Source organism: Herbidospora sakaeratensis, assembly GCF_001570525.1.
GTDB classification, from domain to species: Bacteria; Actinomycetota; Actinomycetes; order Streptosporangiales; family Streptosporangiaceae; genus Herbidospora; species Herbidospora sakaeratensis.
Map to the genome: position 1 here is coordinate 391,642 of NZ_BBXC01000009.1, position 24,849 is coordinate 416,490.

Here is a 24,849-nt window from a genome sequence, read left to right on the forward strand (position 1 = left end):
CCCATCTGACGGAAGGCTGCGCCCATGACTCTGGCAGCTACAGTTCTGGCGGCGGAGGAGAACAACCCGCTTCTCCCGCACACCTACGAGCTGGTCGTCGGCGGTCTCGCGTTCCTGCTCGTCTTCCTCGTCGTCGGTAAGATCCTCACCCCGCGCATCCAGAAGACTCTGGCCGAGCGCACCGAGGCGATCGAAGGCGGGATCCAGAAGGCGGAGAACGCCCAGGCCGAGGCCCAGGCCGTGCTCCAGCAGTACCGCGACCAGCTCAACGAGGCCCGCCAGGAGGCCGCCCGCCTCCGGGAAGAGGCTCGTGAGCAGGGCGCGCAGATCAAGGCCGAACTCCGCGAGGAGGCCCAGGCCGAGGCCCGGCGCATCGTCGAGGCCGCCCACGCCCAGATCGAGGCCGACAAGGCGCAGGCGCTCGCGCAGCTGCGTTCCGAGATCGGCCGCCTGTCGACCGACCTCGCCGGCCGCATCGTCGGCGAGTCGCTGGAGGACGAGGCCCGCCAGCGTCGCGTCGTCGACCGGTTCCTCGAGGAGCTCGAGGGCTCCGGGACGACGGCGGTCCGCTGATGCAGGGCCTGAGCAGGACCTCTCTGGTCGACGTCGAGGAGCGTTTCAACAGCGTGGCCGGGTCGGCCGACCTGGGCACGCTGGCCGATGAGCTCTTCGCGGTCGCCTCGCTCTTCGACCGGGAGCCCGGTCTGCGCCGTTCGCTCTCCGACCCGTCGCGTCCGGCCGAGCAGAAGGCGCAGACCATCCGCGCCCTTCTCGAGGGCAAGGTCTCGACGGCGGCGCTGGAGACGACGGTGGCCGCGGTCGAGGCCAAGTGGTCGCGCTCCGGTGACCTCGCCGACGCCGTGGAGCGGCTCGGCGTGATCGCCGCCGCGAGCGAGGCCGAAGCGGCCGGCCGTCTCGACGACGTCGAAGACGAGCTGTTCCGGTTCGGCCGCATCCTCGCCGCCAACCCGAACCTGCGCCGCGCGCTGGCCGACCCGGCCGCCATCGGCAAGGAGTCGCTCCTGGCCGACCTGCTCGGGGCCAAGGTCGCGCCGACCACCCTGCGCCTCGTCTCCCAGGTCGCCGCACACCCGCGCGGACGTAGCCTGGAACGAGGCCTGGAGGAGTTCGGCCGCCTCGTCGCCCTGCAGCGGCAGCGTCTGGTGGCGGTCGTCACCAGCGCGGTGCTGCTGTCCGACGCGCAGAAGCAGCGGCTGGCGAACTGGCTGCGGGCCACCTACGGCCGTGACGTCCACCTGAATGTCGAGGTGGACCCGAAGGTGCTCGGTGGGTTCTCGATCAAGATCGGGGACGAGATCATCGACACCACCATCGCCGCACGTATTGAAGAAGTCCGCCGCCGGTTGGCCGGCTAGGCGAATAGGGAGACAGGAAGAGATGGCGGAGCTGACGATCCGGCCGGACGAGATCCGGGACGCGCTTGAGCGCTTCGTCCAGGCGTACGAGCCGGAAGGCGCGGCACGTGAGGAGATCGGGACCGTCGTCGACTGTGGCGACGGTATCGCCCATGTCTCCGGCCTTCCCTCGACGATGGCGAACGAGCTGCTCGAGTTCGAGGACGGCACGCGTGGCCTGGCACTGAACCTGGACGTCCGGGAGATCGGTGTCGTTATTCTGGGCGACTTCAGCAAGATCGAAGAGGGCCAGTCGGTGCGCCGCACCGGCCAGGTCCTCTCGGTCCCGGTGGGCGACGGCTTCATGGGCCGCGTTGTCGACCCGCTGGGCAACCCCCTCGACGGCAAGGGCGCGATCGAGGCCGAGGGCCGTCGTGCCCTCGAGACCCAGGCGCCGTCCGTCGTTCAGCGGCAGCCGGTGAAGCAGCCGCTGCAGACCGGCCTCAAGGCGATCGACGCCATGACGCCGATCGGCCGCGGCCAGCGCCAGCTGATCATCGGCGACCGTGGCACGGGCAAGACGGCCATCGCGGTCGACACGATCCTGAACCAGAAGGAGAACTGGCTCTCCGGCGACCCCGAGAAGCAGGTCCGCTGCGTCTACGTCGCCGTCGGCCAGAAGGGTTCGACGATCGCCCAGGTGAAGGGCCGCCTCGAAGAGGCCGGCGCGATGGAGTACACCACCATCGTGGCCGCTCCGGCGTCCGACGCCGCGGGCTTCAAGTACCTCGCCCCCTACACCGGTTCGGCCATCGGCCAGCACTGGATGTACCAGGGCAAGCACGTCCTGATCATCTTCGACGACCTCACCAAGCAGGCCGACGCCTACCGCGCCGTGTCGCTGCTGCTGCGTCGTCCGCCGGGCCGTGAGGCGTTCCCCGGCGACGTCTTCTACTTGCACTCGCGTCTGCTCGAGCGCTGCGCCAAGCTCTCGGCCGACATGGGCGGCGGCTCGATGACCGGTCTGCCGATCATCGAGACCAAGGGCAACGACGTCTCGGCGTTCATCCCGACCAACGTCATCTCCATCACCGACGGCCAGTGCTTCCTGGAGACCGACCTGTTCAACGCCGGCGTCCGCCCGGCGATCAACGTCGGTGTCTCGGTCTCCCGAGTCGGCGGCTCGGCGCAGATCAAGGCGATGCGCAAGGTCGCCGGCACGCTCCGTCTGTCCCTGTCGCAGTACCGCGACCTGGAGGCGTTCGCCGCCTTCGCGTCCGACCTCGACGCGGCCTCCCGCGCGCAGCTGGAGCGCGGCGCCCGCCTCGTCGAGCTGCTCAAGCAGCCGCAGTTCTCGCCGTTCCCGGCCGAGAAGCAGGTCGTCTCGGTGTGGGCCGGCACCTCCGGTGAGCTCGACGAGGTCCCGCTGGAAGACATCCGCCGCTTCGAGTCGGAGTTCCTCGACTACGTCGGCAGCACCCAGAAGGGCGTCTTCGACGGCATCCGCGAGAGCGGCGAGCTGTCCGACGACACCGTCACCGTGCTGAAGGACTCGATCACCGAGTTCAAGAAGGGCTTCACCACCTCGTCCGGCGACCTGCTGGTCAAGGACGAGCCGGTGGCCCCGCTCGGCGCCGACGAGGTCGGCCAGGAGAAGATCGTCAAGCACGTGCGGAAGCCGGAGGCGAAGTAGCCGATGGGCGCCCAGCTTCGACTGCTGCGGCGGCGGATCAAGTCGGTCAAGTCCACGGCGAAGATCACCCGCGCGCAGGAGCTCATCGCCTCGTCGCGCATCGTCAAGGCTCAGCAGCGCATGCAGGCCGCGGTGCCCTACGAGCGGGAGATCACCCGCGCCGTCACCGGTGTCGTCAGCAACACCTCCTCCGTCGACCACCCGCTCACGGTGGCCAAGGAGAACCCGGCCCGCGCCGGCGTGCTGATCATCACCAGTGACAGCGGCTTCTGCGGCGGCTTCAACGCCAACCTGCTGCGCGAGGCCGAGGCCCTGCGCGGCCTGCTGGAGTCGCGCGGCATCCAGGTCACGCCCTTCGTCTCCGGACGCAAGGGCGTGGGCTGGCACGCGTTCCGCCAGCGCGAGATGGGCGGCCAGTGGGTGGGCTTCTCCCGTAAGCCGTCGTACAACGACGCCAAGGAGATCGCCGACACGCTGATCGGGTCGTTCAAGGCCGAAGACGGGATCGACGAGATCCACATCGTCTCGACCGAGTTCGTCTCGATGCTGACGCAGAACGTGGTGGTGAACCGCATCCTGCCGCTGGAGGTCGTCGAGACGACCGAGGCGCCGAAGGACGGCCCGCTGCCCTACTTCGAGTTCGAGCCCTCGGCCGGTGCCGTGCTCGACTCGCTGCTGCCGCGCTACGTGGAATCGCGCATCTTCTCCGCGCTGCTGCAGTCGGCCGCCTCCGAAGAGGCCGCCCGGCGCCGCGCGATGAAGTCCGCGACCGACAACGCCAACGAGCTCATCCGGGTTTTCACCCAGAAGATGAACCAGGTTCGTCAGGCGGAGATCACCCAGGAAATCAGCGAGATCGTCGGCGGCGCGAACGCGCTCGCCGACTCCGCCGCGGGGAAAGAGTGAAATGACCGCACAGACTGTTGAGACCGGCGTGGGCCGCGTCGCCCGTGTCACCGGTCCCGTCGTCGACGTGGAGTTCCCCGTCGAGGCGATGCCGGACATCTACAACGCGTTGAACGTCGACGTCACCCTCGAAGTCGACGGTGAGTCGCAGACCAAGACCCTGACGATGGAGGTCGCCCAGCACCTGGGTGACAACCTGGTCCGGGCCATCTCCATGCAGCCCACCGACGGCCTGGTCCGCGGTGCGGCGGTGTCCGACTCGGGCGCGCCGATCTCGGTGCCGGTCGGCGACGTCGTCAAGGGCCACGTGTGGAACGCCCTCGGCGAGTCGCTCGACGTGCCGACGTCGTCCATCAAGGTCACCGAGAAGTGGGGCATCCACCGCCCCTCTCCCGCCTTCGACCAGCTCGAGTCGCGCACCGAGATGCTGCCCACCGGCATCAAGGTCATCGACCTCCTCACCCCCTACGTGAAGGGTGGGAAGATCGGCCTGTTCGGCGGCGCGGGCGTCGGCAAGACGGTTCTGATCCAGGAGATGATCCGTCGAGTCGCGCTGAAGTTCTCGGGCACCTCGTGCTTCGCGGGCGTCGGCGAGCGCACCCGTGAGGGCAACGACCTCTGGCTCGAAATGGAGGAGGCCGGCGTCCTCAAGGACACCGCCCTCGTCTTCGGCCAGATGGACGAGCCCCCGGGCACCCGTCTGCGCGTGGCGCTGTCGGCGCTGACGATGGCGGAGTACTTCCGCGACGTGCAGAAGCAGGACGTGCTGCTCTTCATCGACAACATCTTCCGCTTCACCCAGGCCGGTTCCGAGGTCTCCACGCTGCTCGGCCGCATGCCCTCCGCCGTGGGTTACCAGCCGACGCTGGCCGACGAGATGGGAGTGCTCCAGGAGCGCATCACCTCGACGCGCGGTCACTCGATCACCTCGATGCAGGCGATCTACGTGCCCGCCGACGACATCACCGACCCGGCCCCGCACAACGCGTTCGCCCACCTCGACGCTCAGACGGTGCTGTCCCGTCCGATCTCCGAGAAGGGCATCTACCCGGCGGTCGACCCGCTCGACTCCACCTCCCGCATCCTCGACCCGACCGTGGTCGGCGAGGAGCACTACGCGGTGGCCCAGGAGACCAAGCGGATCCTGCAGAAGTACAAGGAACTGCAGGACATCATCGCCATCCTCGGCATCGACGAGCTCTCCGAAGAGGACAAGGTCACCGTTCAGCGGGCCCGCCGCATCGAGCGTTTCCTGTCCCACCCGATGTACGCCGCCGAGGCGTTCACCGGTCAGCCGGGCGAGTTCGTCCCGCTGGACGAGACCATCGCCTCCTTCAAGGGCCTGTGCGCCGGTGAGTACGACCACCTGCCCGAGCAGGCGTTCTTCATGGTCGGCGGCATCGAGCAGGCCATCGCCAAGGCGAAGGAACTGACCCGCTAATCATGCGGCGCCGGCGCGGCCTCCTGGCCGCGCCGGTGTTCTTGGAGGGAAGAGATGGCAAAGCTGCAGGTGGGCGTGGTCTCACCGGAGCGTGAGATCTGGTCTGGCGAAGCCGACATGGTGATTGCCAAGACCGTCGAGGGCGAGATCGGTATTATGCCGAATCACGCGCCCGTTATCGGCGTTCTCGTCGAGGGCGGCGTGCTTCGCGTCAAGCGTGACGGCAACGCCGACCTGGTCGCCGCCGTACACGGGGGCTTCATCTCGGTCGCCGCCAACGAAGTGTCGGTCCTGGCCGAAGCGGCCGAGCTCGGTTCCGAGGTCGACGTGGCCGCGGCCAAGGACGCTCTCCAGCGGGCCCAGGCCGCGATCGAGTCCAGCCAGGACGACGCGGACGCCCAGCTGGAGGCCAAGCGCAACGCGGCCCGCCTCCGGGCGGCCGGCGAAGAGGTCTGAGTTTCAGAAGGAGGGGCAGCGGTGGAGCTACTCATAGGGTTGGCTCTGCTCGCTGCCCTGTTCTGTATTCGTGTCATCGCCCTGGCCTCCCGCCGGGGAACGGTGGTCTGTTGTGTACGAACCGGCACCCGGAAATGGCAGAGCGGAGTAGCCCGCTACGCCGGAGGAGAGCTCCACTGGGTGCCTTTCGCCGGAATCCGTCTGAGGCCGCGCCACGCGATTGCGAGGCGCGGCCTCGTCGTTTCCCGCCGCCGCCCCCTCGAAGCGGGCGAGGGCCCCGAGGGCTACTGGACGGTCGAGGCCGGCGCGGTCAGCCTGGCGATGAGCGAAGACGCGCTCACGGGCTTCCTGGCCTGGCTGGAGTCAGCCCCCCCAAGCGCCCACCTCGACGCGGTCTAGCGGGTGCCGCCGGGTTTCCAGAGGATCTCGTTGCCGTCCGACGACACCCGGCACAGGATGAACAGCAGGTCGCTCAGTCGGTTCAGGTAGGTCGCCGTCAGCGGGTTCATGTCGTCGTGGACTTCCAAGGCCGCCCACGTCGAGCGTTCGGCGCGTCTCACGGCCGTGCGGGCCACGTGCAGCAGCGCGGTTCCGGGTGAGCCCCCCGGCAGGATGAACGACCGCAGCGGTTTCAGGCGGGCGTTGAACTCGTCGCACTGCGACTCCAGCCACTCCACGTAGGAGGCCTCGACCCGCAGCGGCGGGAACTCGGGGTCGGGCACGACCGGCGTGCACAGGTCGGCCCCCACGTCGAACATCTCGTTCTGGACGCGCAGTAGCACCGCCCCGATCTCCTCCGGCGGGTTGCCCATGGCGAGGGCGACGCCGATGGCCGCGTTGGCCTCCTCGACGTCGGCGTAGGCCGCCAGGCGGGGGTCGGTCTTCGCGGTGCGGGACATGTCGCCGAGGGCGGTCGTGCCGTCGTCGCCGGTCTTCGTGTAGATCTTCGACAGCACCACCGGCTGGTCGTTTCTGTCAGGCGTCATGCGGCCAAGCGTAGTCATGTGGCAAATGTCATCCCGATCGGCTGCGGAATCCCCGGCCGACCGTTGATTTCCACGTCTACAGGTCATGCGCGGACAAAGCCAGGATGGTGCCATGTTGGAGATCAGGGGATTGCGCAAGATATTCGGGGCGGGCAAGGTCGCCCTCGACGGGGTGAGCTTCGAGGTCCCGGCCGGGCAGATGTTCGGCTTCGTGGGCGCCAACGGAGCCGGCAAGACGACGACGATGCGCATCGTCATGGGGGTGCTGCAGGCCGACGAGGGCGAGGTGCTCTGGAACGGGCGTCCGCTGACGTTCGCCGAGCGGCGCACCTTCGGATACATGCCGGAGGAGCGCGGGCTCTACCAGAAGATGCGGGTCGGGGAGCAGATCGACTACTTCGGTCGGCTCCACGGGATCGACGCCGGGGCGGTCGGCAAGGCGCGTGACGCGCTCATCGGGCGGCTCGGGCTGACCGAGCGGGTCAACGACACCGTCGAGTCGCTCTCGCTGGGCAACCAGCAGCGAGTCCAGCTGGCCGTGGCCCTCATCCACGACCCGGAGCTGCTCATCCTCGACGAGCCGTTCTCGGGGCTCGACCCGATCGCGGTCGACGTGCTGGCCGAGGTGCTGCACGAGCGGGCGCGCGGGGGCGTTCCGGTCATCTTCTCCAGCCACCAGCTCGAACTGGTCGAGCGGTTGTGCGACTCGGTCGGGATCGTCGCGGGCGGGCGCATGATGGCGAGCGGGTCGGTCGAGGAGCTGCGCGACGCCGAGGGGCGGCGGCTCCGGGTGGTCGTCCGCGACCCCAAGCCGGGCTGGGCCGACGGCCTGCCGGGCGAGTTGAGCAAGGACGGCGACCGCGACGTGCTGACGGTCGTCGGCGGCGACGACCAGAGCGTGCTGCGGCGGGCCGTCGAAGCCGGGCACGTCGAGTCGTACGGCGTCGAGCGGCCCACGCTGGTCGAGATCTTCAGGGAGGCAGTGGCATGAACGGCCTTTTGATGGTGGCCGGGCGGGAGATCCGCACCCAGGTCAGGACGCGGGCGTTCGTGATCAGCCTGCTCGTGTCGGCGCTGCTCACCGGCGGCATCGCGTTCGCGCCCAAGCTCTTCGGCGGGCCCGACGAGTACAACCTCGGCCGGGTGGGGGGCCAGGAGCTGGCCGTCCAGGCGCTCGCCCCCGAGGCGAAGATCACCTGGAAGACCTATCCCGATGAGCCGGCCGCCACGACGGCGGTCCTCGACGGCGACGTCGACGTCGCGCTCGTCGACGGCACGCGGGTGTTGTCCAACGGCGAGATCGACGACGAGCTCGGGCTGCTGCTGCAGAGCGCGAACCGCGAGGCGCAGATCGGCGCGGCCGGGGTGACCGTGACGCCGCTGCAGGTCCAGTCGGTCGGGGCCGACACCCGCTACGAGTCGGCGCGGCAGGGCATCGCGACCGTGGTGGTGCTGCTCCTGTTCTTCATGATCATGAGCTCGGTCATGGTGGTCGCCATGGGCGTCGTCGAGGAGAAGGGCAGCCGAATCGTCGAGATCCTGCTCATCTCGATCCGGCCCTGGCAGTTGCTCGGCGGCAAGATCTTCGGGCTCGGGGTCGTCGGCTTCATCAACCTCACGGCGGTGGTGGCCGCCGGGCTCGTCGGGGCGTTCCTGTCCGGGTTCGCCACCGACTTCCCGCCCGGCATGGCCGGGATCGTGGTGAGCGCGGTGGCCTGGTGGATCCTCGGTTACGCCTTCTTCGCCGCCCTCGCCGGGTCGCTCGCCTCGCTGGTGTCGCGCCAGGAGGAGGTCGGCAACGTGCTGCAGCCGATGATGATGTTGTTCCTGATCTCGTACGGGGTGTCGTTCTTCGCCTCCGCCAGCCCCGACCACCCGGTGGCCGAGATCCTCTCGTTCGTGCCGCCGTTCTCCTCGATGATCATGCCGGTGCGGGTGGCCGCCTCGGAGGTGGCCCTCTGGGAGGTGCTGCTGTCGGGCGGCTTGATGGTCGTCGCGGTGGCGGCCACGCTGATGGTGGGCGGGCGCATCTACGAGCGCGCGGTGCTGCGTACCGGCAGGCGGCTGAAGGTCTCCGAGGTTCTTCGCACGAAGTGACCCACCTAAGATGGGCAGGCGATGATGGACAAAGCGATCAAAAGAGTCCGACGGGTCGTCCGGTGGACGCTCAACACGACTCTTGGGCTGGTCTGGTTCGTCGTCGCGCTCGGCCTGGTCAGCGGGCAGGAGAACGGGCCGTTCGACTGGTGGCGGCTCGGCCCCTCGCTCGCCCTCGTGGTCGTGTTCAGCGTGTTGTTCCTCCGCGTCACCAAGGCCATCCTCGACCGGCGCTACGCCCAGCGTGAGCTGATCGCCGGGGCCGTCATCGCGCTGGCGGTGGCGGTGATCGGCACCGGCGCCCCGACCTCGTGGTCGTTCGTGGCCTTCGCCTGGTTGTCGGTCGCCGCGATCGGGGTGCGGGTGCGCACCGCCTGGATCCTGTCGGTCGCCACCCTGGTGGTGATGGCGCCGCTCAACGGCTACCAGATGCTCCAGTTCACGGCCGAGGCCGACCCGGCCACCCAGGCCGGGATCCTCGTGGGCTCCTTCGCTTACACCGCGCTGATGTGCGCGACGCTGCCCTGGGCCAACCGCCTGTGGGTGTGGATCTGGCGCATCGCCGAGGAGGCCCACGAGGGCCGGGAGGCGCAGGCCCGCCTGGCGGTCGCCGAGGAGCGCCTGCGGTTCGCCCGCGACCTCCACGACCTGGTCGGCCACCAGCTCTCGGCCATCGCGGTCAAGAGCGAACTGGCCGTCCGGCTCGGCGGCGACACCCCGGCGAGCGCCGAGATGGCCGAGGTGCGCGGCCTGGCCCGCACCGCCCTGCGCGAGCTGCGCGAGGCCGTCAAGGGCTACCGCCAGCTCGACCTGACGGCCGAGCTGGCCAGCGTGCGGGGGGTGCTGGAGGCGGCCGGCATCGCCTGCGACCTCAAGCTGCCCTACCGCGAGGCCCCCGGCGACACCGCCCCGGTGTTCGCCTGGGTGGTCCGCGAGGCCGTCACCAACGTGTTGCGCCACAGCACCGCCACCACCTGCGAGATCACCCTGCGGCTCACGCCGGAGGAGACGATCCTCGAGGTGCGCAACAACGGCGTCCAGAAGGACGCCGTCAAGAACGGCGAGGGCAGTGGCCTGGCGGGGCTGGCCGAGCGGCTCGGCGCGGTCGGCGGGAAGCTGACGGCCGAGCCCGACCGGAAGGGCGGCTTCGTGTTGCGGGCGGCCGCCCCGGCGGCGCGCGAACCGGTGCTGGCGGGCCGGTCGTGATCAGGGTCCTGCTGGCCGACGATCAGCACCTCATCAGGCAGGCCATCGCCACCCTGCTCGACCTGGAGCCTGACATCACCGTCGTGGTGCAGGTCGGCAGGGGCGACCTGGTGGGGCCCGCCGTGGCCGAGCACGCGCCCGACGTGCTGGTGCTCGACGTCGAGATGCCCGGCCTCGACGGTCTGAGCGTCGCCGAGTCGATGCCCGGTCAGGCGATGCTGATCCTCACCAGCTTCGGCCGTCCCGGCTACCTGCGCCGCGCGCTGGCGGCGGGGGTGCGCGGCTTCGTCCCGAAGGACGCCTCCGCCGACGAACTGGCCGCCGCCATCCGCAAGGTGCACGCCGGCGGCCGTTACCTCGACCCCGAGATGGCCGCCTCGGCGATGATGGCCGGGGAGTCGCCGCTGACCGACCGCGAACGCGACGCCCTCGCGCTGGCCGCCTCGGGGGCCTCGGTCGGCGAGATCGCCGCGTCCCTGCACCTCAGCGAGGGCACGGTGCGCAACTACCTGTCCAACGCGATCGCCAAGCTGGGCGCGGTCAACCGCATCGGGGCGATCCGGACGGCTCAGGACATGGGCTGGATCTGACGGGTCGTTCCGGGCTCGTGACGGCTTTCTGTGTCATGGTGTGACTACGGAACGCGATCTCGTTTCGCCCGCTCCGGGGCGCCGGTCCCGGTGTTCACATATTTGCGGCCCCTGGCCTGTCGGGGCCAGGGGCCGCGGATGTGCGATCAGCTCTGGAACGACCGCCGGAACACGTGCACGGCGGTGGCGACCAGCAGATCCTTCTCCGGCCGGTCGTCCGACAGCACCCACTCGATGAGCAACTCGGTGAGCGCCCCTATCAAGGCCAGCGCGAGCAGGTGGAGCTCGGCGGGCAGCTCTTCCTGCAGCCCCTTCAGCGAGCTCTCGATCATGTGGGTGAACCCGGCGACCGCCTTCTGCCGCGACCCCGACAGGACGTCGCCGGCGCGGCGCACCTCTAAGTGCATGATGCGGGCGCGGCGGACGTCGAGCGTCACGAAGCGCACGTACTCCGTTATCCCGGCGACGATGCGCCCTTCGAGGGTGGGCGGGGCGTCCTCTATGGCGGCGCCCACCGCGTTGAGGGTGTCGTCGACGCAGCGTTCGTAGACGGCGCGCATCAGCTCCTCGCGGCCCGCGAAGCACTCGTAGAACGCGCGGTTGGAGATGTGCGCGGTCGAGCAGAGCCGTTCGATGGTCGTCGCGTGGAAGCCGGGATTGGCGAACAGGCCGTAAGCGGCGCTGATGAGCCGCTCCCGGCGGTCGGCGACCCGTTCGGCCGCCGACATCCCCCGATATTCTCGTCCCGTCACCGTTTCACCTCGCCGTCCTGGCCCCCCAGAAGGCACCATTATGGACGCAAGATCTTTTTAACGGAAGTATCGGGAAATTAGCTTCTTTTATGCAAGTTGGTTATCGGATGTCACTAAAGCAGACCGCGGTTGAGCGCGGTGGTGACGGCGGCGGTGCGATCGGAGACGCCCAGCTTCCCGAACACCCGCAGCAGGTGGGTCTTCACGGTCGTCTCGCTGATGAACAACTCCCGCCCGATTTCCGCGTTGGTCAGCCCGCGCGCCACCAAAGACAGTACCTCGGTCTCCCGGGGTGACAGCGACTCGATTACGGGCGCCCTCATTCGGGTGACCAGCCGGGTCGCCACACTGGGGGAGAGCACCGTCTCGCCGCGCGCCGCCGCCTTGATCGCGCCCAGCAGGTCGGCCCGCGAGGTGTCCTTCAGCAGATAGCCGGCCGCGCCCGCCTCGACCGCCCGCACGATGTCCTGGTCGGTCTCGTACGTGGTCAGCACGATGACCCGGGCGCCCGGTTGCCCCGCGAGGATCCGGCTGGTCGCGCCCACGCCGTCGCCGCCGGGCATGCGCAGGTCCATCAGCACCACGTCGGGCGTGAGTTCGCGGGCCCGGACGACCGCCTCGTCGCCCGAGCCGGCCTCGCCGACCACGGTGATGCCCTCGTTGCCGTCGATCATCCCGCGCAGGCCCTCGCGGACCACCGGGTGATCGTCCACGATCATGAGCCGGATCATCTCTCTCCCATCGGCAGGGTCACGTGGACCGTGGCCCCTTCGCCGGGCGCGCTCACGAGGTCGAGGCGGCCGCCCTGCTGTTCGATTCTGGCGCGCATCCCGCGCAGCCCGAACCCGGTTCCGGCGGCGGGGTCGAAGCCGACGCCGTCGTCCGCGACGGTCAAAGTGACGTCATTACGGCCATAGCCGAGCGTCACCCGGACCGAGGAGGCCCCGGCGTGCTTGCGGACGTTGGCCAGCGCCTCCTGGGTGGTCCGGATCAGCACCACCTCGCTGCTCGGCGGCAGCTTGCGCGACTCGCCCTCGACCGAGTGCGCCACCGCGACGCCGAGCTCCTCGGCCAGCCGCAGCGAGAGCCGCCGCAGCGCGTCGTCGAGGGTCGAGCCGTCGAGCGGCGCCGGGCTGAGCGCCGCGACCAGCGCGCGGGCCTCGGCCAGGTTCTCCCGGGCCGTCTGTACGGCCAGATGGAGGTGCCGCGCCGGATCGCGCCCGGACTGGGCGGCCTGGATCAGCATGATGATGCTGGTGAACCCCTGGGCGATCGTGTCGTGGATCTCCCCGGCGAGCCGCTCGCGCTCGGCCAGCGCGCCCTTCTCGACGGAGAGCCGCGTCACCTCGGCCTCGCTCGCCTCCAGCTGCCTGATCAGGTCGGCCCGCTCGGCGCTCTGGCGGATGATGCGGGTTATCCACGGCCCGAACACCAGCGAGAAGGTCAGCGCGATCAGGGTGGTGCCGGTGAACCGGACCAGGTCGGGGAACTCCAGATCGGTCTGCCCGATGAACCACGCCACGGGCGACACGTTGAGCAGCACCACCGTCGCGGCCGCCAGCCGGCCGCTGAGCAGCATGAACACCTGCGGGCACAGGGTGAACAACCCGAACGACGCGTTCGGCACGATCAGCGTCGCCGGGATGAACGCCAGGCAGAGCAGGGCGACGTAGAGGATCGCCCGGGGGCTGTCCTCCTGGTCGCCGATGATCAGGCTCCGGCCCATGAGGAGGTAGGCCGCCGCGCACAGGAGCATCAGCCCGATGGTGACGGCCCGCTTCACGGGGGTGGCCTCCTCGTCGTACACGACGAAGAGCACGGCCGTCGTCCAGGCCAGGCCGAAGAGGATCTCCCAGCCCCGGAACGACTCCCACGCGTTGGTCTCCTCGGGGAAGGCGGCCCGCACCTCGGGCCGCCTGCCCATGAAGGCCCTCAGCTTTCGCCGCGGTTGGTCCACCGGAACGTCGCCAGGCAGAGCACCAGCCCGCCGACCAGCCACAGCCCCAGCACCAGCGCCACCTTCGGCAGCTCGTACGACCCCGTCAGCTCCAGGGCCGCCCCCGCGTCGCCCAGGAACACCGACCGCAGGCCCTGGCACATCCACTTCAGCGGGAAGAGCGCCGCGACGTCGTTCAGCCATGAGGGAAGCTCCGTGAAGGGGATGTAGACACCGGAGATGAACTGGAGCAGCACGTAGGGCATGGAGACCACGGCGGCGGCGCTCTTGGCGTTGCGGGGCAGGCTGCTGACCGCGATGCCCAGGAGAGCCGCGCCCGCCAGGCCGAGCGTGAGCACCCAGACCAGTGTCGCCCATCGGGTGACATCGGTGGGAAGTTCGAGGTCGAACAGCAGCACCGCGACCGCCAGCAGCAGCGCCACCTCGATCGCCGAGAGCACCAGCGAGCTGACCAGCTTGCCCACGAAGTAGGCCGCGCGCGGCATCGGGGTGCCGGCCAGGCGCTTCAGCGTGCCGTCGTCGCGGTCGATGGCGATGCCGATCGCGAGGTTCTGGAACGCCACGCCCATCACGCCGGCGCCGATCAGGCCGGCCGAGTAGAGCTGGGCGACCGTGATGCCGGTGCCCTCCAGGTCGCCTTCGAAGATCGAGCCGAACAGGACCAGCAGGATGATCGGGAAGGAGAAGGTGAAGATGACGGCGTCGCGCTGGCGGAAGAAGAGCTTGGTCTCCAGCGACGCGCGGGCGAGGCCGATGGTCAGGGTGGCGGTCACTGGGCGTCCCCGATCAGGTCCAGGTAGATGTCTTCGAGTGAGGGCCGCACGACCTGCAGGCCCGGGATCTCGCCGTCGTACTTGTCGGCGAGGGTGCGCACCAGCGCGGTGGGGGTGTCGGTCTCGGCGTGCCCGTCCGCCCAGGTGACCCGGGCGCTCGCGGTGGCGCGCCCGCCCAGCGTGCCGGGGGTGCCCTCGGCCACGATGCGCCCCTTCGCGATGACCGCCACGCGGTCGGCGAGCGCCTCGGCCTCGTCGAGGTAGTGGGTGGTCAGCACGATCGTGGTGCCCTCGGCGGACAACGACCTGATGAGGTCCCAGAACTGCCGGCGGGCCTCCGGGTCGAAGCCGGTCGTGGGCTCGTCGAGGAAGAGCAGCTCGGGGCGGCCGACGATGCCGAGGGCGACGTCCACCCTCCGGCGCTGGCCGCCGGAGAGCTGGCGGATCCGGGCGCCGGCCTTCTCGCTCAGCCCGACCTTGTCGATGACCTCGTCGGGGTCCTTGCTGTCGGGGTAGTAGCGGGCGAAGTGGCGGACCGTCTCGCGGACGGTGAGCTCGGCGGCGTCGTTGGCGGTCTGCAGCACGATGCCGACCCGGGCCCGCCACGCCGTCGTCGCCTGCCCCGGGTCGACGCCGAGGACGGAGACCTCGCCGGCGTCGCGCTTGCGGTAACCCTCGAGGATCTCGACCGTGGTGGACTTCCCGGCGCCGTTGGGGCCGAGGATGGCGAACACCTCGCCGGTGTGTATGTCGAGGTCCAGGCCCCCGACGGCCTGGACCTCACCGTAACGCTTGGTCAGGCCGCGAACGTGGATCGTTGTCGTCATGGGTAAAGCGTCGGCGAATCGCCGCGTCCCGGGGACCTCCTCCCGGTCGACCGGGATGTCCTCCGAACGATGGACATCTAGGGTGGCGGGGTGACGAAGTCGGAGATCTGGCCACTGGTGCACGCGGAGCGGGCCGCCCTCGCCGGCGATCTCGCCGGCCTCGACGACGCCCGCTGGGCGACCCCGTCGTTGTGCGCCGGCCTGACCGTACGCGAGGTGCTCGCCCACCTCACCGCCGGGGCGAGCCTCGGCCCGGTCCGGTGGATGGCCGGGGTGCTCCGCAAGCGGTTCGACTTCGACGCGATGGTCGCCTACCGGCTGGCCCAGCAGCTCGGCGCCTCACCGCAGGAGACGCTCGACCGGTTCCGCCGGGTGGTGACCAGCACCGTCAAGGCGCCGATCCCGGTCGAGGCGGTGCTGGGGGAGGCGATCGTGCACGGCGCCGACATCCGCCGCCCCCTCGGCCTCGGCCATGAGAGCCCGATCGCGACCCTGACGCTGGTGGCCGACTACTACGCGGGCAGCGACATGGTCGTCGAGGCCAAGGGACGCATCGGCGGCCTGCGGTTGCAGGCGGACGACGGCGGCTTCGCCACCGGCTCGGGCGCGCTCGTCACCGGGCCGACCCTGGCGCTCATCATGGCCATGACCGGCCGCGCGGCCTTCCTCGACGACCTCGACGGCCCCGGCGTCGCCACCCTGCGCGACCGCTCGGGCTGAGGCGTCAGAAGAGCGTGGGGTTCTCGGGCTCGATGCCGCGCAGGCCGTCGTAGTCGAGGGTCACGCAGTCGATGCCCCGGTCCATGGCCAGCACCTTGGCCTGGGGCTTGATCTCCTGGGCGGCGAAGACGCCGCGTACCGGCGCGAGCAGGGGATCGCGGTTGAGCAGTTCGAGGTAGCGGGTGAGCTGCTCGACGCCGTCGATCTCGCCCCGGCGCTTGATCTCGACGGCGACCGTCGCGCCGCTCTGGTCGCGGCAGAGGATGTCGACCGGGCCGATCGCGGTCATGTATTCACGCCGGACCAGCGTGTAGCCCGCGCCCAGGGTGGTGATGTGCTCGGCGAGGAGCTCCTGCAGGTGGGCCTCCACGCCGTCTTTCTGCAGGCCGGGGTCGACGCCGAGCTCGTGCTTGGAGTCGTGCATGATCTCGTCCATCGTGAGGATCAGCTTCTCGCCGGTCTTGCTGTGGGTGACCGTCCAGAGGCCCTCGTCCTCGCGGATCTTGCAAGGCGGGTTCATCCAGTTCAGGGGCTTGAAGGCGCGGTCGTCGCAGTGGATCGACACGCTGCCGTCGGCCTTGATGAGGATGAGCCTGGGCGCCATCGGCAGGTGTGCCGTCAACCGTCCCACGTAATCCACGCTGCATCGCGCGATGACCAGCCGCATGCCCGAACCTTACCGGCGAACGCGGCTCTGGGAGACTCGGAGCCGGAGGTGGTCTCGTGGAGACGGTTGGCGTGGCCGGGCTCGGCACGATGGGGGCGGGCATCGCCGAGGTGTTCGCCCGCGCGGGGCTCGCGGTCGTCGGCGTGGAGGCCGACGAGGCGGCGCTGGCGCGGGGGCGCGGGCACCTGGAGAGCTCGACCGGGAAGGCCGTCGCCAAGGGCCGGCTCACCGCCGAGGAGCGGGAGGCGATCCTCGGGCGCGTCACCCTGTCGACCGACCGGGCCGCCTTCGCCGGGGCCGACCTGGTCGTCGAGGCGATCCCCGAGCTCATCGAGCTCAAGCTGCCGCTGTTCGCCGACCTCGACCGGATCTGCGAGCCGTCGGCGATCCTGGCCACCAACACCTCCTCGTTGCCGGTCACCGAGCTCGCGGCCGCGACCGGCCGGCCGTCGCGGGTGGTGGGCCTGCACTTCTTCAACCCCGCGCCGGTCATGCGGCTGGTCGAGGTCGTAGGCACGCCCCACAGCACCGTCACCGGCGAGGTCGCCGACCTCGCCCGCCGGATCGGCAAACGCCCGGTGGTCGTCGGCGACCAGCCCGGTTTCGTGGTCAACCGGCTGCTGCTCGGCTACCTCAACCACGCCTGTCAGCTGCTCGACCAGGGGGTGGCCTCCAAGGAGGCGATCGACACCGCGATGGTCGTCCAGGCCGGGCTGCCGATGGGGCCCTTCGCCCTGCTCGACCTGATCGGGCTCGACACGGCGTACGAGATCTGCGGCGTGCTGTACCGCGACGGCGGCGACCCTCGTCACGAGCCCGCGCGGTCGCTCAGGAAGCTCGTCGAGCAGGGCCGCCTGGGCCGCAAGACGGGCGGCGGCTTCTACGACGGGAAACCGGGCACCGAGGAGGGCTTCGACGCCATGGTGCTACTGCGGCCCTATCTGGTCGACGCCATCGAGATGGCGAACAGCGGCTACGCCTCCCACGACGACATCGACGAGGCCATGAAGCTCGGCTGCGGCTATCGGTCGGGGCCGTTCGAGACCATCGCGGCCCTGCGGATGCGCTCGCTCGACAGTTTTCCCGAGCTGGAAGAATAGGACGTATGAGCCCCCGCCGCGCCCGCCGCGCCGACGAGTCCCCCAAAGGGCCGATCCGCCCTGCCGGGATCGACCGCGTCGAAGAGGCGGCCGATGGCGACTGGGTGGTGCGCACGGTCACCGGCGGTTCCGCCGACCGGCCCTACCGCTGCCCGGGCTGCGACCAGTCGATCCGCCCGGGCATGCCCCACATCGTGAGCTGGCCCCATTGGGCCGGCGGCGAGGAGGAGCGCCGTCACTGGCACACCGCCTGCTGGCGCAACCGCCTCAACCGCGGCCCCGGCCGCACCCGCTACTGAGAAGGAGACGACCACAGTGGAGATCCGGGCGTCGACGGTGCTGCCGGCCCGCCGCACCGACATCGAGCTGCAGACCGCCGACGAGCTGACCCTGGTCGGTGAGCTGGCGCTGCCCGAGAGCGCGCCGCCGGTCGCCACGCTGATCTGCCTCCACCCGCTGCCGACCCACGGCGGCATGATGGACAGCCACGTGCTGCGCAAGGCGTCGTTCCGGCTGCCTGCCCTCGCCGACATCGCGGTGTTGCGGTTCAACACCCGCGGCACCTCTTCGGAGCGCGGCGCCTCCCAGGGCGAGTTCGAAGACGGCGTGGGGGAGCGGCTCGACGTCGCCGCCGCGCTGGAGTACGCCGAGTTCAACGACCTGCCCCGGCCGTGGTTGCTCGGCTGGTCGTTCGGCACCGAACTGGCGCTGCGCTGGGGCCGCGACCCGCTGGTCGAGGGCGCGATCCTGCTGTCGCCGCCGCTCAAGCGGGCCGGCGACGCCGACCTCGACGCCTGGGCCGAGTTCGGCCGGCCGCTGGTCGCCCTGGTGCCCGAGTTCGACGACTACCTGCGCCCCGCCGAGGCGGCCGACCGCTTCAAGCGGGTGCCGCAGGCCGAGGTCGTCGGCGTCGACGGCGCCAAACACCTGTGGGTGGGCGAGCCGTACGTCCGGATCGTGCTGAACCACATCGTCGAGAGGCTCAACCCGGCGGCGGCGCCCCTCGCCACCGAAGTACCGTGACGACGTGAAGTTGTACACCCGGACGGCCGGAACGGGCCTCCCCCTCGTGCTGCTGCACGCCTTCCCGCTGTCGTCGGCCATGTGGCTGGCCCAGCGCGGCGGCCTGGCCGCCGGCTGCCAGGTCGTCACGCCCGACCTGCGCGGCTTCGGCGGCTCCCGGCTCGGCGACGACGAACCGTCGCTCGACGCCATGGCCGACGACGTGGCCGAACTCCTCGACACCTTTGGCTTGGAGAAGGCCGTCGTCGGCGGCCTGTCGATGGGCGGCTACGTGACGATGGCCCTGGCCCGCCGCCACCCGTCGCGCCTCGCCGGGGTGATCCTGGCCAACACCAAGGCCGCTCCCGACACCCCGGAGGCCGCCGCCAACCGCGAGACGGTCGCCCGCCGCCTCCTCGACGGCGGCGACCTCCTCGACACGGTGCCCAACCTGCTGGGCGCGACGTCGCTGGAGCGCCGCGCCATGGTCGTCGGCCGGGTCCGCGGCCTCGTCGGCGCCGCCCCGGCACAGGCGGCGGCCTGGGCCCAGCGCGCGATGGCCGCCCGCCCCGACTCCTTCGACACTCTGCGCGGCCTGACGGTCCCGGCCCTGGTCATCGCGGGCGACGAAGACCAGATCATCCCCACCGCCGAGGTCGAGGCCATGACCAAGGCGATCCCCGACGCCCGTCTGGTGGTGATCGGCAACGCGGGCCACCTGTCGGCGATCGAAACTCCGGAGACCTTCAACCGCGCCGTGACGTCCTTCCTCACCGACCTGTCGTGAGGTTCGGCTCCTTCGCCGCCGGAGTGGTCGTCGGGGGCCTGTGCGTGGGCGCGGTGGCGGTGCTGCGTCCGTTCCACGTCCAGGAGATCCAGCCGAGGTACGTCGTCGACGGCCGCGACCAGCGGCGGCTCGCCGGAATCGCCGACCACGTCTTCCGCGGCCGGGTGGTGGCCAGAGAGGGGCAGATCATTGCCGACATGCCAGTGACGCTGTGGACGGTCGAAGTGCTCGCCGACTACAAGGGCGACCTTCCGGCCATGGTCACCGTCGGCCAGCGAGGCGGTTACGAACCCTTCTCCAACACCCTGAAACTGGTCGAGGACGACGCCCTCCTCACTGTCGGGCACGAATACGTGCTCGCCGTGATGCGGGCCGACGGCCACCACCTGATCGCCACCCCCTACGGCGACATCGCGGTCGAGCCCGGCGCCATCGTCGACGCCCACTGGCGGAAAGTGGTCGCCGAGCAGATCCCGTTCAGCGTCTCAGGACCATGACGTCGGCCAGCATCGTGTCGGGGGCCGGGCGGCAGGTGCCCGCCACCTTCCAGCCCCAGTGCTCGTAGATGTCGTGGGCGGCCGCCTCGGGCAGCGACAACAACGTCGCGTAAGGCTCCGTGCGCCCGTCGAGCAGTTCGGCGAGGAGGCGTCGGCCGATTCCCCGGCCGCGATATTCCACCCGCAGGTTCAGTTCGATGACCGCGAACTTGTCGGCCGCGACGACCTCCGGCGGGCCCGGTGTCGTGTCGCCGCCCCACCAGCGCCCCGCGGGCATGGTGAAACCGAACGCGAATCCGGCGAGTGTCTGTCCGTCTTCGACCGCGACGAGCGTGAATCCGGGCCGGTCGAGCTGGTTGCCGGTGCGGTCGCGATAGCGGTCGGGGTGGTAGAGGGGGCCCGAGTTGTACGGGGGTTCGGCCCTGATGAGGGTGTAGACGGCGGTGTAGTCGTCGTCGACGACGACGGCCGCGTCGGGGCCGGTCAGGTGGGTGAAGATGACGTTCACGAGATGCCTCCGCGTAAGCCGGCGACCCGGTCGCGGAAGGAGTGCAGTGCCTCGTGTCCGGCGGGGGCCTGATCCGCGACCATAGTCGCCAGTTGCCCCACATAGTGGGAATATCCGGCAGATTGCGCGACGGCCAGTGCCCGCTCCGCGTGGGCGAGGCCGGCCTCGACCTCGCCGCCGCGTACCGCCGACATCGCCTCGTGCAGCCTGATCTGGGCGACCGGCCTGATCACGCCCGAAGGGTAGGCCGCGACGGCCTCGGCCTGGGCGTCGGCGGCGCCGGGGTGGCCGGCCAGGGTGTAGACGAGGGAGCGGCTGTGCAGCAGGCGGGTGACCGGCCAGCCCTCGGCCGAGGCGGCGTCGCCGGTCACGTCGGCGGGCAAGCGGTCGAAGACCCGGGCCTGCTCGTCGAGGTCGGCGTAGGCCGCCGCGAGGTCGCCCAGCAGCACGTTCGCGTGCGCCCGCGCGCCCAGGGCGCGGGCTCTCGCCACCGACGGCCGGTCGTCGGCGAGAGCCTCTCCGGCCCGCGAGAGCACCAGGGTGAGGGGCCGCTTCTCGTACAGGGCCTGGATGGCCTCCTGCGCGGCGACGAACCTGCGCATGTCGTCGCCGGCGTCGACGGCGGCGCGGCGGGCGGCGGCCCACCAGTGCCGCGACTCGTGCTCCCGCCCGGCCGAGCCGAGCGCGTAGGCCAGCAGGTAGAGCAGCCGGGTGCGCACCCGGGCCCAGGCGGGCGGGGTGCCCTTGACGTGGGTCAGCGCCGTCTCCAGCGCCAGGACGTCGGCCGACAGACGCCCTATTCCGTCGGTGGCCGGGTGGGCGCCGACGCCGTGGGCGTGTTCCCACGCGACCTCTTCCCAGAACCCCAGGTCGGGGCCGCCCAGACGGCGTTCGACCAGCATCCGGATCCGTTCCAGCCCGTCGGTCGCCGGAAGGGCCCCGGACGCGCCCCCCAGCACGATTCCGATCAGGCCGAGCGCCTCTCGTCGTTCCGTCGGACCCACCTCCATGTCGTGCAGCCTGATCAGTTCACCGCCGGCTCCCAGTGCGGCGTCCAATGCCGACACCACAGATGAACTCGGGATGTTCTTCCCGAATTCGAGCGCGGAAATGTAACTGGGAGAACAGTTGGCCCGGCGGGCGAGGCCACGAATGGAGAGGTCGCCTCTCAGGCGGCGAAGCGCCTCCCCGAATGACTCCATAGTGCGCACGGCTCCCTGCCCTCAGGGGGGAACGCTGTCCTGTCCTTGACCGGACACGACTGGACAGCCGGTGAATGGACGCTGACCCCGAGTGTAGGGATGCTTACGCTCAGGCATATGGCAAGCGGCGGAATGTAATTCTCGAGGCAAATGTCGTAGAACGAGGCTTACGACGGGCGGGCGGTATGCGCACATGGCACTCGAAGTCGCGACGCGATACGAACTGTTCCCCGCGCAACCGAGATCGGCCGCCCTGGCCCGCGACCGGGTCCGCGCCCTGCTCGCCGACTGGGGCCTCGACGACCTGGCCGAGACGACCGAGCTGGTCACGGCCGAACTGATCTCCAACGCGGTGAAGGTGAGCGAGCCCGGCGGCCAGGTCGGCTTGGGCGTCTACCGGGCCGGCGACGCGGTCGTCGTGGAGGTCTGGGACGGCGAGCGCCTGCCGCCGCGCCTGCTCGAACCGGGCCCCGACGACATCGGCGGCCGGGGGCTCATGCTCGTCGGGGTGCTGACCCGGCGCTGGGGCTACCGCTGGCCCGTGACCGGCGGCAAGGTCGTCTACGCGGTGGTCGACGCGCCCATGTGAGGCCCGGCGCCCGCCGATAAAAAGAACGGCCGGCGCCTCCCTCAACGCCGGCCGAACCTGTCTTCCTCCCTCTAGGACCGGCGCCACCGGTCTGAAGACGCTTCAACGATGACGCGAAATCCGCGCGGAATGCGCGAAATGCGGTGGCCGGTACCGGTCAGTGACCGGAATCTGCCAAGGTTGTCCCATGTGGGAAGCCATCGGCCTGAGCTCCCTCGAAGAGCGCCTCTACCGGCTCCTCCTGCGTGATCCGAAGATCACGCCGGACGAGGCGGCGCGCCGCCTGGAGTCCTCCCCCGAGACCGTCGGGGCCGCGCTGGCGCGTCTGCAGGAGACCGGCCTCATGGAGTCCGACCCCCTCTCGGGGTTCCGCCCCGCCGATCCCCGCATGGCCATCGGGTCGGCGATCAGGCGCCGCCGGGCCGAACTCGACCGGCTCGCCGTCGAGGCCGACGAACTGGCCACCGACTTCCAGGAGGGCCTGCTGCGGGCCGATCCCGGGCGGGTCATCGAGGTCGTCGAAGGGGCCGCGGCCGCCGGGCGCAAGGTCGCCGAACTGCTCGCGCAGGCGCAGGAGGAGATCCTCGCCATCGACACCCCGCCCTACGCCACCAGCGGCACGTCGATCGCCGCCGAGTCGGCCGCGCTCGCCCGCGGCGTGCGGGTGCGGGCGCTCTACTCCTCGCTGGTGCTCGACATTCCCAAGAAGCTCGACGAGATCCGCCAGGTGACGGCGGTGGGGGAGCAGGCCCGGATCCTGGCCGAGGTGCCCATCAAGCTCATCCTGGTCGACCGCTCCACCGCCCTGCTGCCGCTCACCGACCGGGAGGAAGGGGTCCGGTTCACCTCGGTCGTGGTCGGACGCAGCGCCCTGACCAACGCCCTGGTCGCCCTCTTCGAGACCCTGTGGCGCGAGGCGTCCCCGGTGTGGGGCAACGGCACGGGCGCGATCGACGGCGTCGACCAGCAGATCCTCGAACTGCTCGCGGTCGGCATGAAGGACGAGGCGATCCTCCGCCAGCTCGGCATGTCCGAGCGCACCCTGCGCCGCCGCATCGCCACCCTCCTGAGCAGGCTGGGCGCGACGGGCCGCTTCCAGGCGGGGGTGCAGGCCGCGCGCAAGGGCTGGATCTAGGTCTTCCGTTACGGCTCCGCCCGGCCGGCGCCGACCGCCGTTGACGGTGCCCGCCGCAGCCGGCGCCAAGCGGCCGCGCCGCCCGGTCGTACCGACGAGAAAAGGCCCGGCGGAAATCCGCCGGGCCCTTCTCATGTCCTGCAGCCGTTCGCCCCGAGTCGATGCCGAGTGGTTACTCCTGCCACCACTCCGCGTCGTCGTCGGCCTTGGCGGCCGCAACGGGCTCGGCCGGCTTCGGCACGGGCTTGTGCTCGACCGGCGGGGCCGCCGACAGGGCGGGCTTGACCGGGGCGGCCACGACGGGCGCGGGCTCCGGCTCCATGCCCGGGAGGGCGGCGCCGCCGAGCAGCTGACGCAGCTGGGCGAGGTGGCTGGTGATGCTGTCGCGCTGACGGGTCAGCTCGTCGACCTGGCGCTGCATCGCGGTGCGGGTGCGCTCGGCCTCGTTCTTGGCGTCGGTCGTTATCGACTCGGCGCTCGTCTTGGCCTCGGCGACCAGCTGGTCGGCGTTCTTGCGGGCGTTGGCGAGCAGCTGCTTGGCGTGGGTGTCGGCCTCGCGCCGGGTCTGCTCGGCCTGCTGGGTGGCCTTGGTGGCGCGCTGCTCGGCGGTGGCGGCGCGCTGCTCGGCCTCGGCGACCAGCTTCTGGGTGTTGGCCTGCGCGGTGGCGTGGCGCTCGGCCTCCTGGCGCTCGGCCTCCTCGCGGCGGCTGGCGAGCTGGATCTCGAACTCGGCCTCGTCCTGGGCGCGCTTGGCCTCGGACTCCTCGAGCACCCGCTGGGCCTGGGCGCGCATCTCGTCGGCCTGGCGCTTGGCGGTGGTGAGGATCTCGTCGCGCTCGCGCTTGGTGCTGGCGCGCAGCTGGGCGACCTCACGCTCGGTGGTGGTGCGCAGCTTGGCGATCTCACGCTCGGCGTCGGCGCGCTTCTCGGCGACCTCGTGGTCGGCCGTGGCGCGCTGCTTGGCGACCTCGCGCTCGGTGGTGTTGGTCAGCTCGTCGGCCTCACGCTTGGCCGTGCCCCGGATCTCCTCGGCGTCGCGCTCGGCGGCCGTGCGCATCTCGTCGGCCTCACGCGTCGCGAGCGCCCGCTTCTCGGCGGCCTCGTTCTCGGCGGCGGCCCGGGTGTCGGCGGCGTCGACCTTGGCGGCGGCCTTGATCTCGTTGGCCTCCGACCGCGCCGCCTGCACCAGTTCGGTGGCCTGCTCTTCCGCGAGACGAAGGAGCTGCTCGATCCGGGCGCCGAGGCCCGAGTAGGTCGGACGCTCCTGCTCCTGCAGCTGACGCTGCGAGTCGGACAACTCGCGCTGAAGCGAGCCGACCTGCTCGCGTGCCTGCCGCAAATCGGTGTCGAGCTGCTTCAAGTGGTCGTGGACCTGGTGCCGGTCATAGCCGCGAAGCACCACGTCGAATTCCCGGGAGGGGGCGTCTTCGAAGAAATTGTTGAGCTGGGCATCGATGTCGGACTGCATGAGGCTCGATCCTGGGTTGTCGAGACGGCTACACGGGCCGGACGGGGGGTTTGGGACATCCGAGGCGAGGAGCCCAATAGGGTGGGATCCACGTCCGGTGGAAGGCCAGCGTACTCCGAGCGTGCGCCGTTGGAG

The 24,849-nt window shown here is 70.5% G+C and carries 29 protein-coding genes; 19 read left to right on the forward strand and 10 right to left on the reverse strand.

From position 1 onward, the window contains the following. Window positions 1–24: 24 nt before the first annotated feature. The 7 genes from AW271_RS11720 to AW271_RS11750 are packed head-to-tail and all read left to right on the forward strand — an operon-like array spanning window position 25 to window position 6,250. Window positions 25–573 (forward strand): F0F1 ATP synthase subunit B, encoded by a 549-nt coding sequence (locus AW271_RS11720; RefSeq protein ID WP_062335820.1) that lies wholly within the window; start codon window positions 25–27, stop codon window positions 571–573. Beyond that, window positions 573–1,376, forward strand: a complete 804-nt coding sequence (locus AW271_RS11725; RefSeq protein ID WP_062335822.1) for a F0F1 ATP synthase subunit delta — start codon at window positions 573–575, stop codon at window positions 1,374–1,376. Before AW271_RS11720 ends, AW271_RS11725 begins: the two co-directional genes overlap by 1 nt. A 22-nt stretch (window positions 1,377–1,398) precedes the next feature. Continuing rightward, window positions 1,399–3,048 carry a F0F1 ATP synthase subunit alpha gene (gene atpA, locus AW271_RS11730; RefSeq protein ID WP_062335825.1) on the forward strand — a complete coding sequence of 550 codons (1,650 nt, stop codon included), beginning with the start codon at window positions 1,399–1,401 and terminating at the stop codon, window positions 3,046–3,048. Window positions 3,049–3,051: 3 nt separating this feature from the next. After that, window positions 3,052–3,954, forward strand: coding sequence for a F0F1 ATP synthase subunit gamma (locus tag AW271_RS11735; protein WP_062335827.1), 903 nt, complete (start codon window positions 3,052–3,054; stop codon window positions 3,952–3,954). 1 nt (window position 3,955) lies between these two features. Then, window positions 3,956–5,395 carry a F0F1 ATP synthase subunit beta gene (gene atpD / locus AW271_RS11740; RefSeq protein WP_062335829.1) on the forward strand — a complete coding sequence of 480 codons (1,440 nt, stop codon included), beginning with the start codon at window positions 3,956–3,958 and terminating at the stop codon, window positions 5,393–5,395. A 54-nt stretch (window positions 5,396–5,449) separates the two neighbouring features. Continuing rightward, window positions 5,450–5,851, forward strand: coding sequence for a F0F1 ATP synthase subunit epsilon (locus AW271_RS11745; RefSeq protein WP_030450992.1), 402 nt, complete (start codon window positions 5,450–5,452; stop codon window positions 5,849–5,851). 21 nt (window positions 5,852–5,872) lie between these two features. Next, a complete protein-coding gene (locus AW271_RS11750) occupies window positions 5,873–6,250 on the forward strand; it encodes a DUF2550 domain-containing protein (RefSeq protein WP_062335831.1) in 378 nt (125 codons plus the stop codon). Here AW271_RS11750 and AW271_RS11755 read toward each other — a convergent pair. Further along, the gene (locus tag AW271_RS11755; protein WP_062335833.1) at window positions 6,247–6,837 is read right to left on the reverse strand and encodes a cob(I)yrinic acid a,c-diamide adenosyltransferase; all 591 of its coding nucleotides are present in this window, start codon (window positions 6,835–6,837) and stop codon (window positions 6,247–6,249) included. The two genes, AW271_RS11750 and AW271_RS11755, sit on opposite strands and share 4 nt — an antisense overlap. Before the next feature lie 112 nt (window positions 6,838–6,949). On the opposite strand from AW271_RS11755, the gene AW271_RS11760 reads away from it, so the two are divergent. Genes AW271_RS11760 through AW271_RS11775 form a run of 4 tightly spaced genes read left to right on the forward strand, consistent with a single transcriptional unit; the run spans window position 6,950 to window position 10,730 of the window. Further along, window positions 6,950–7,828, forward strand: a complete 879-nt coding sequence (locus AW271_RS11760; protein WP_062335835.1) for an ABC transporter ATP-binding protein — start codon at window positions 6,950–6,952, stop codon at window positions 7,826–7,828. Continuing rightward, entirely contained in the window at window positions 7,825–8,934 is a 1,110-nt protein-coding gene (locus AW271_RS11765) for an ABC transporter permease (RefSeq protein WP_062335837.1), read from the forward strand. Before AW271_RS11760 ends, AW271_RS11765 begins: the two co-directional genes overlap by 4 nt. Window positions 8,935–8,958: 24 nt before the next feature. Further along, complete coding sequence (locus AW271_RS11770; protein ID WP_169806317.1) at window positions 8,959–10,140, forward strand: sensor histidine kinase; 1,182 nt, start codon at window positions 8,959–8,961, stop codon at window positions 10,138–10,140. Beyond that, window positions 10,137–10,730, forward strand: a complete 594-nt coding sequence (locus AW271_RS11775; protein WP_062335841.1) for a response regulator transcription factor — start codon at window positions 10,137–10,139, stop codon at window positions 10,728–10,730. The genes AW271_RS11770 and AW271_RS11775 overlap by 4 nt, the downstream gene beginning before the upstream one ends. Before the next feature lie 146 nt (window positions 10,731–10,876). Here AW271_RS11775 and AW271_RS11780 read toward each other — a convergent pair whose 3' ends face one another. The 5 genes from AW271_RS11780 to AW271_RS11800 form a co-directional block, all read right to left on the reverse strand. Continuing rightward, window positions 10,877–11,482, reverse strand: coding sequence for a TetR/AcrR family transcriptional regulator (locus tag AW271_RS11780; RefSeq protein WP_245653033.1), 606 nt, complete (start codon window positions 11,480–11,482; stop codon window positions 10,877–10,879). Window positions 11,483–11,595: 113 nt separating this feature from the next. After that, window positions 11,596–12,213: a response regulator gene (locus tag AW271_RS11785; RefSeq protein WP_062335845.1), complete on the reverse strand. Its 618-nt coding sequence runs from the start codon at window positions 12,211–12,213 to the stop codon at window positions 11,596–11,598. Then, window positions 12,210–13,406: a sensor histidine kinase gene (locus AW271_RS11790; protein ID WP_062335847.1), complete on the reverse strand. Its 1,197-nt coding sequence runs from the start codon at window positions 13,404–13,406 to the stop codon at window positions 12,210–12,212. Before AW271_RS11790 ends, AW271_RS11785 begins: the two co-directional genes overlap by 4 nt. Before the next feature lie 8 nt (window positions 13,407–13,414). Continuing rightward, window positions 13,415–14,212 (reverse strand): ABC transporter permease, encoded by a 798-nt coding sequence (locus tag AW271_RS11795; protein ID WP_062335849.1) that lies wholly within the window; start codon window positions 14,210–14,212, stop codon window positions 13,415–13,417. After that, a complete protein-coding gene (locus AW271_RS11800; RefSeq protein ID WP_083976476.1) occupies window positions 14,209–15,039 on the reverse strand; it encodes an ABC transporter ATP-binding protein in 831 nt (276 codons plus the stop codon). Before AW271_RS11800 ends, AW271_RS11795 begins: the two co-directional genes overlap by 4 nt. 90 nt (window positions 15,040–15,129) lie before the next feature. Between AW271_RS11800 and AW271_RS11805 the strand changes: the two genes are divergently transcribed. Next, complete coding sequence (locus AW271_RS11805) at window positions 15,130–15,759, forward strand: maleylpyruvate isomerase family mycothiol-dependent enzyme (protein WP_062335851.1); 630 nt, start codon at window positions 15,130–15,132, stop codon at window positions 15,757–15,759. 4 nt (window positions 15,760–15,763) lie between these two features. Here the strand turns inward: AW271_RS11805 and nucS are convergent, their stop codons facing one another. Next, entirely contained in the window at window positions 15,764–16,426 is a 663-nt protein-coding gene (gene nucS, locus AW271_RS11810) for an endonuclease NucS (protein WP_062335853.1), read from the reverse strand. Window positions 16,427–16,482: 56 nt separating this feature from the next. On the opposite strand from nucS, the gene AW271_RS11815 reads away from it, so the two are divergent. Genes AW271_RS11815 through AW271_RS11835 form a run of 5 tightly spaced genes read left to right on the forward strand, consistent with a single transcriptional unit; the run spans window position 16,483 to window position 19,812 of the window. Beyond that, window positions 16,483–17,526 (forward strand): 3-hydroxyacyl-CoA dehydrogenase, encoded by a 1,044-nt coding sequence (locus tag AW271_RS11815; protein ID WP_062335857.1) that lies wholly within the window; start codon window positions 16,483–16,485, stop codon window positions 17,524–17,526. A gap of 5 nt (window positions 17,527–17,531) precedes the next feature. Beyond that, entirely contained in the window at window positions 17,532–17,825 is a 294-nt protein-coding gene (locus AW271_RS11820) for an Rv1322 family protein (RefSeq protein ID WP_062335859.1), read from the forward strand. Between the two features lie 16 nt (window positions 17,826–17,841). Next, the gene (locus tag AW271_RS11825) at window positions 17,842–18,549 is read left to right on the forward strand and encodes an alpha/beta hydrolase (RefSeq protein ID WP_062335861.1); all 708 of its coding nucleotides are present in this window, start codon (window positions 17,842–17,844) and stop codon (window positions 18,547–18,549) included. Between the two features lie 4 nt (window positions 18,550–18,553). Further along, window positions 18,554–19,315, forward strand: coding sequence for an alpha/beta fold hydrolase (locus tag AW271_RS11830; protein ID WP_062335864.1), 762 nt, complete (start codon window positions 18,554–18,556; stop codon window positions 19,313–19,315). Then, complete coding sequence (locus tag AW271_RS11835; RefSeq protein ID WP_062335865.1) at window positions 19,312–19,812, forward strand: hypothetical protein; 501 nt, start codon at window positions 19,312–19,314, stop codon at window positions 19,810–19,812. The genes AW271_RS11830 and AW271_RS11835 overlap by 4 nt, the downstream gene beginning before the upstream one ends. Here the strand turns inward: AW271_RS11835 and AW271_RS38400 are convergent. Together AW271_RS38400 and AW271_RS11845 are read right to left on the reverse strand one after the other, a co-directional pair. Beyond that, window positions 19,793–20,320 (reverse strand): GNAT family N-acetyltransferase, encoded by a 528-nt coding sequence (locus AW271_RS38400; RefSeq protein ID WP_062335867.1) that lies wholly within the window; start codon window positions 20,318–20,320, stop codon window positions 19,793–19,795. The two genes, AW271_RS11835 and AW271_RS38400, sit on opposite strands and share 20 nt — an antisense overlap. Next, a complete protein-coding gene (locus AW271_RS11845) occupies window positions 20,317–21,522 on the reverse strand; it encodes a helix-turn-helix domain-containing protein (protein ID WP_083976478.1) in 1,206 nt (401 codons plus the stop codon). Before AW271_RS11845 ends, AW271_RS38400 begins: the two co-directional genes overlap by 4 nt. Before the next feature lie 193 nt (window positions 21,523–21,715). Here AW271_RS11845 and AW271_RS11850 point away from each other — a divergent pair, with 193 nt between their 5' ends. Next, the gene (locus tag AW271_RS11850; RefSeq protein WP_062335871.1) at window positions 21,716–22,111 is read left to right on the forward strand and encodes an ATP-binding protein; all 396 of its coding nucleotides are present in this window, start codon (window positions 21,716–21,718) and stop codon (window positions 22,109–22,111) included. Window positions 22,112–22,298: 187 nt separating this feature from the next. Continuing rightward, window positions 22,299–23,246: a winged helix-turn-helix transcriptional regulator gene (locus tag AW271_RS11855; RefSeq protein WP_062335873.1), complete on the forward strand. Its 948-nt coding sequence runs from the start codon at window positions 22,299–22,301 to the stop codon at window positions 23,244–23,246. Between the two features lie 172 nt (window positions 23,247–23,418). On the opposite strand, the gene AW271_RS11860 is transcribed toward AW271_RS11855, so the two are convergent. Beyond that, window positions 23,419–24,714, reverse strand: a complete 1,296-nt coding sequence (locus AW271_RS11860) for a DivIVA domain-containing protein (RefSeq protein ID WP_062335875.1) — start codon at window positions 24,712–24,714, stop codon at window positions 23,419–23,421. Between the last annotated feature and the right edge of the window lie 135 nt (window positions 24,715–24,849).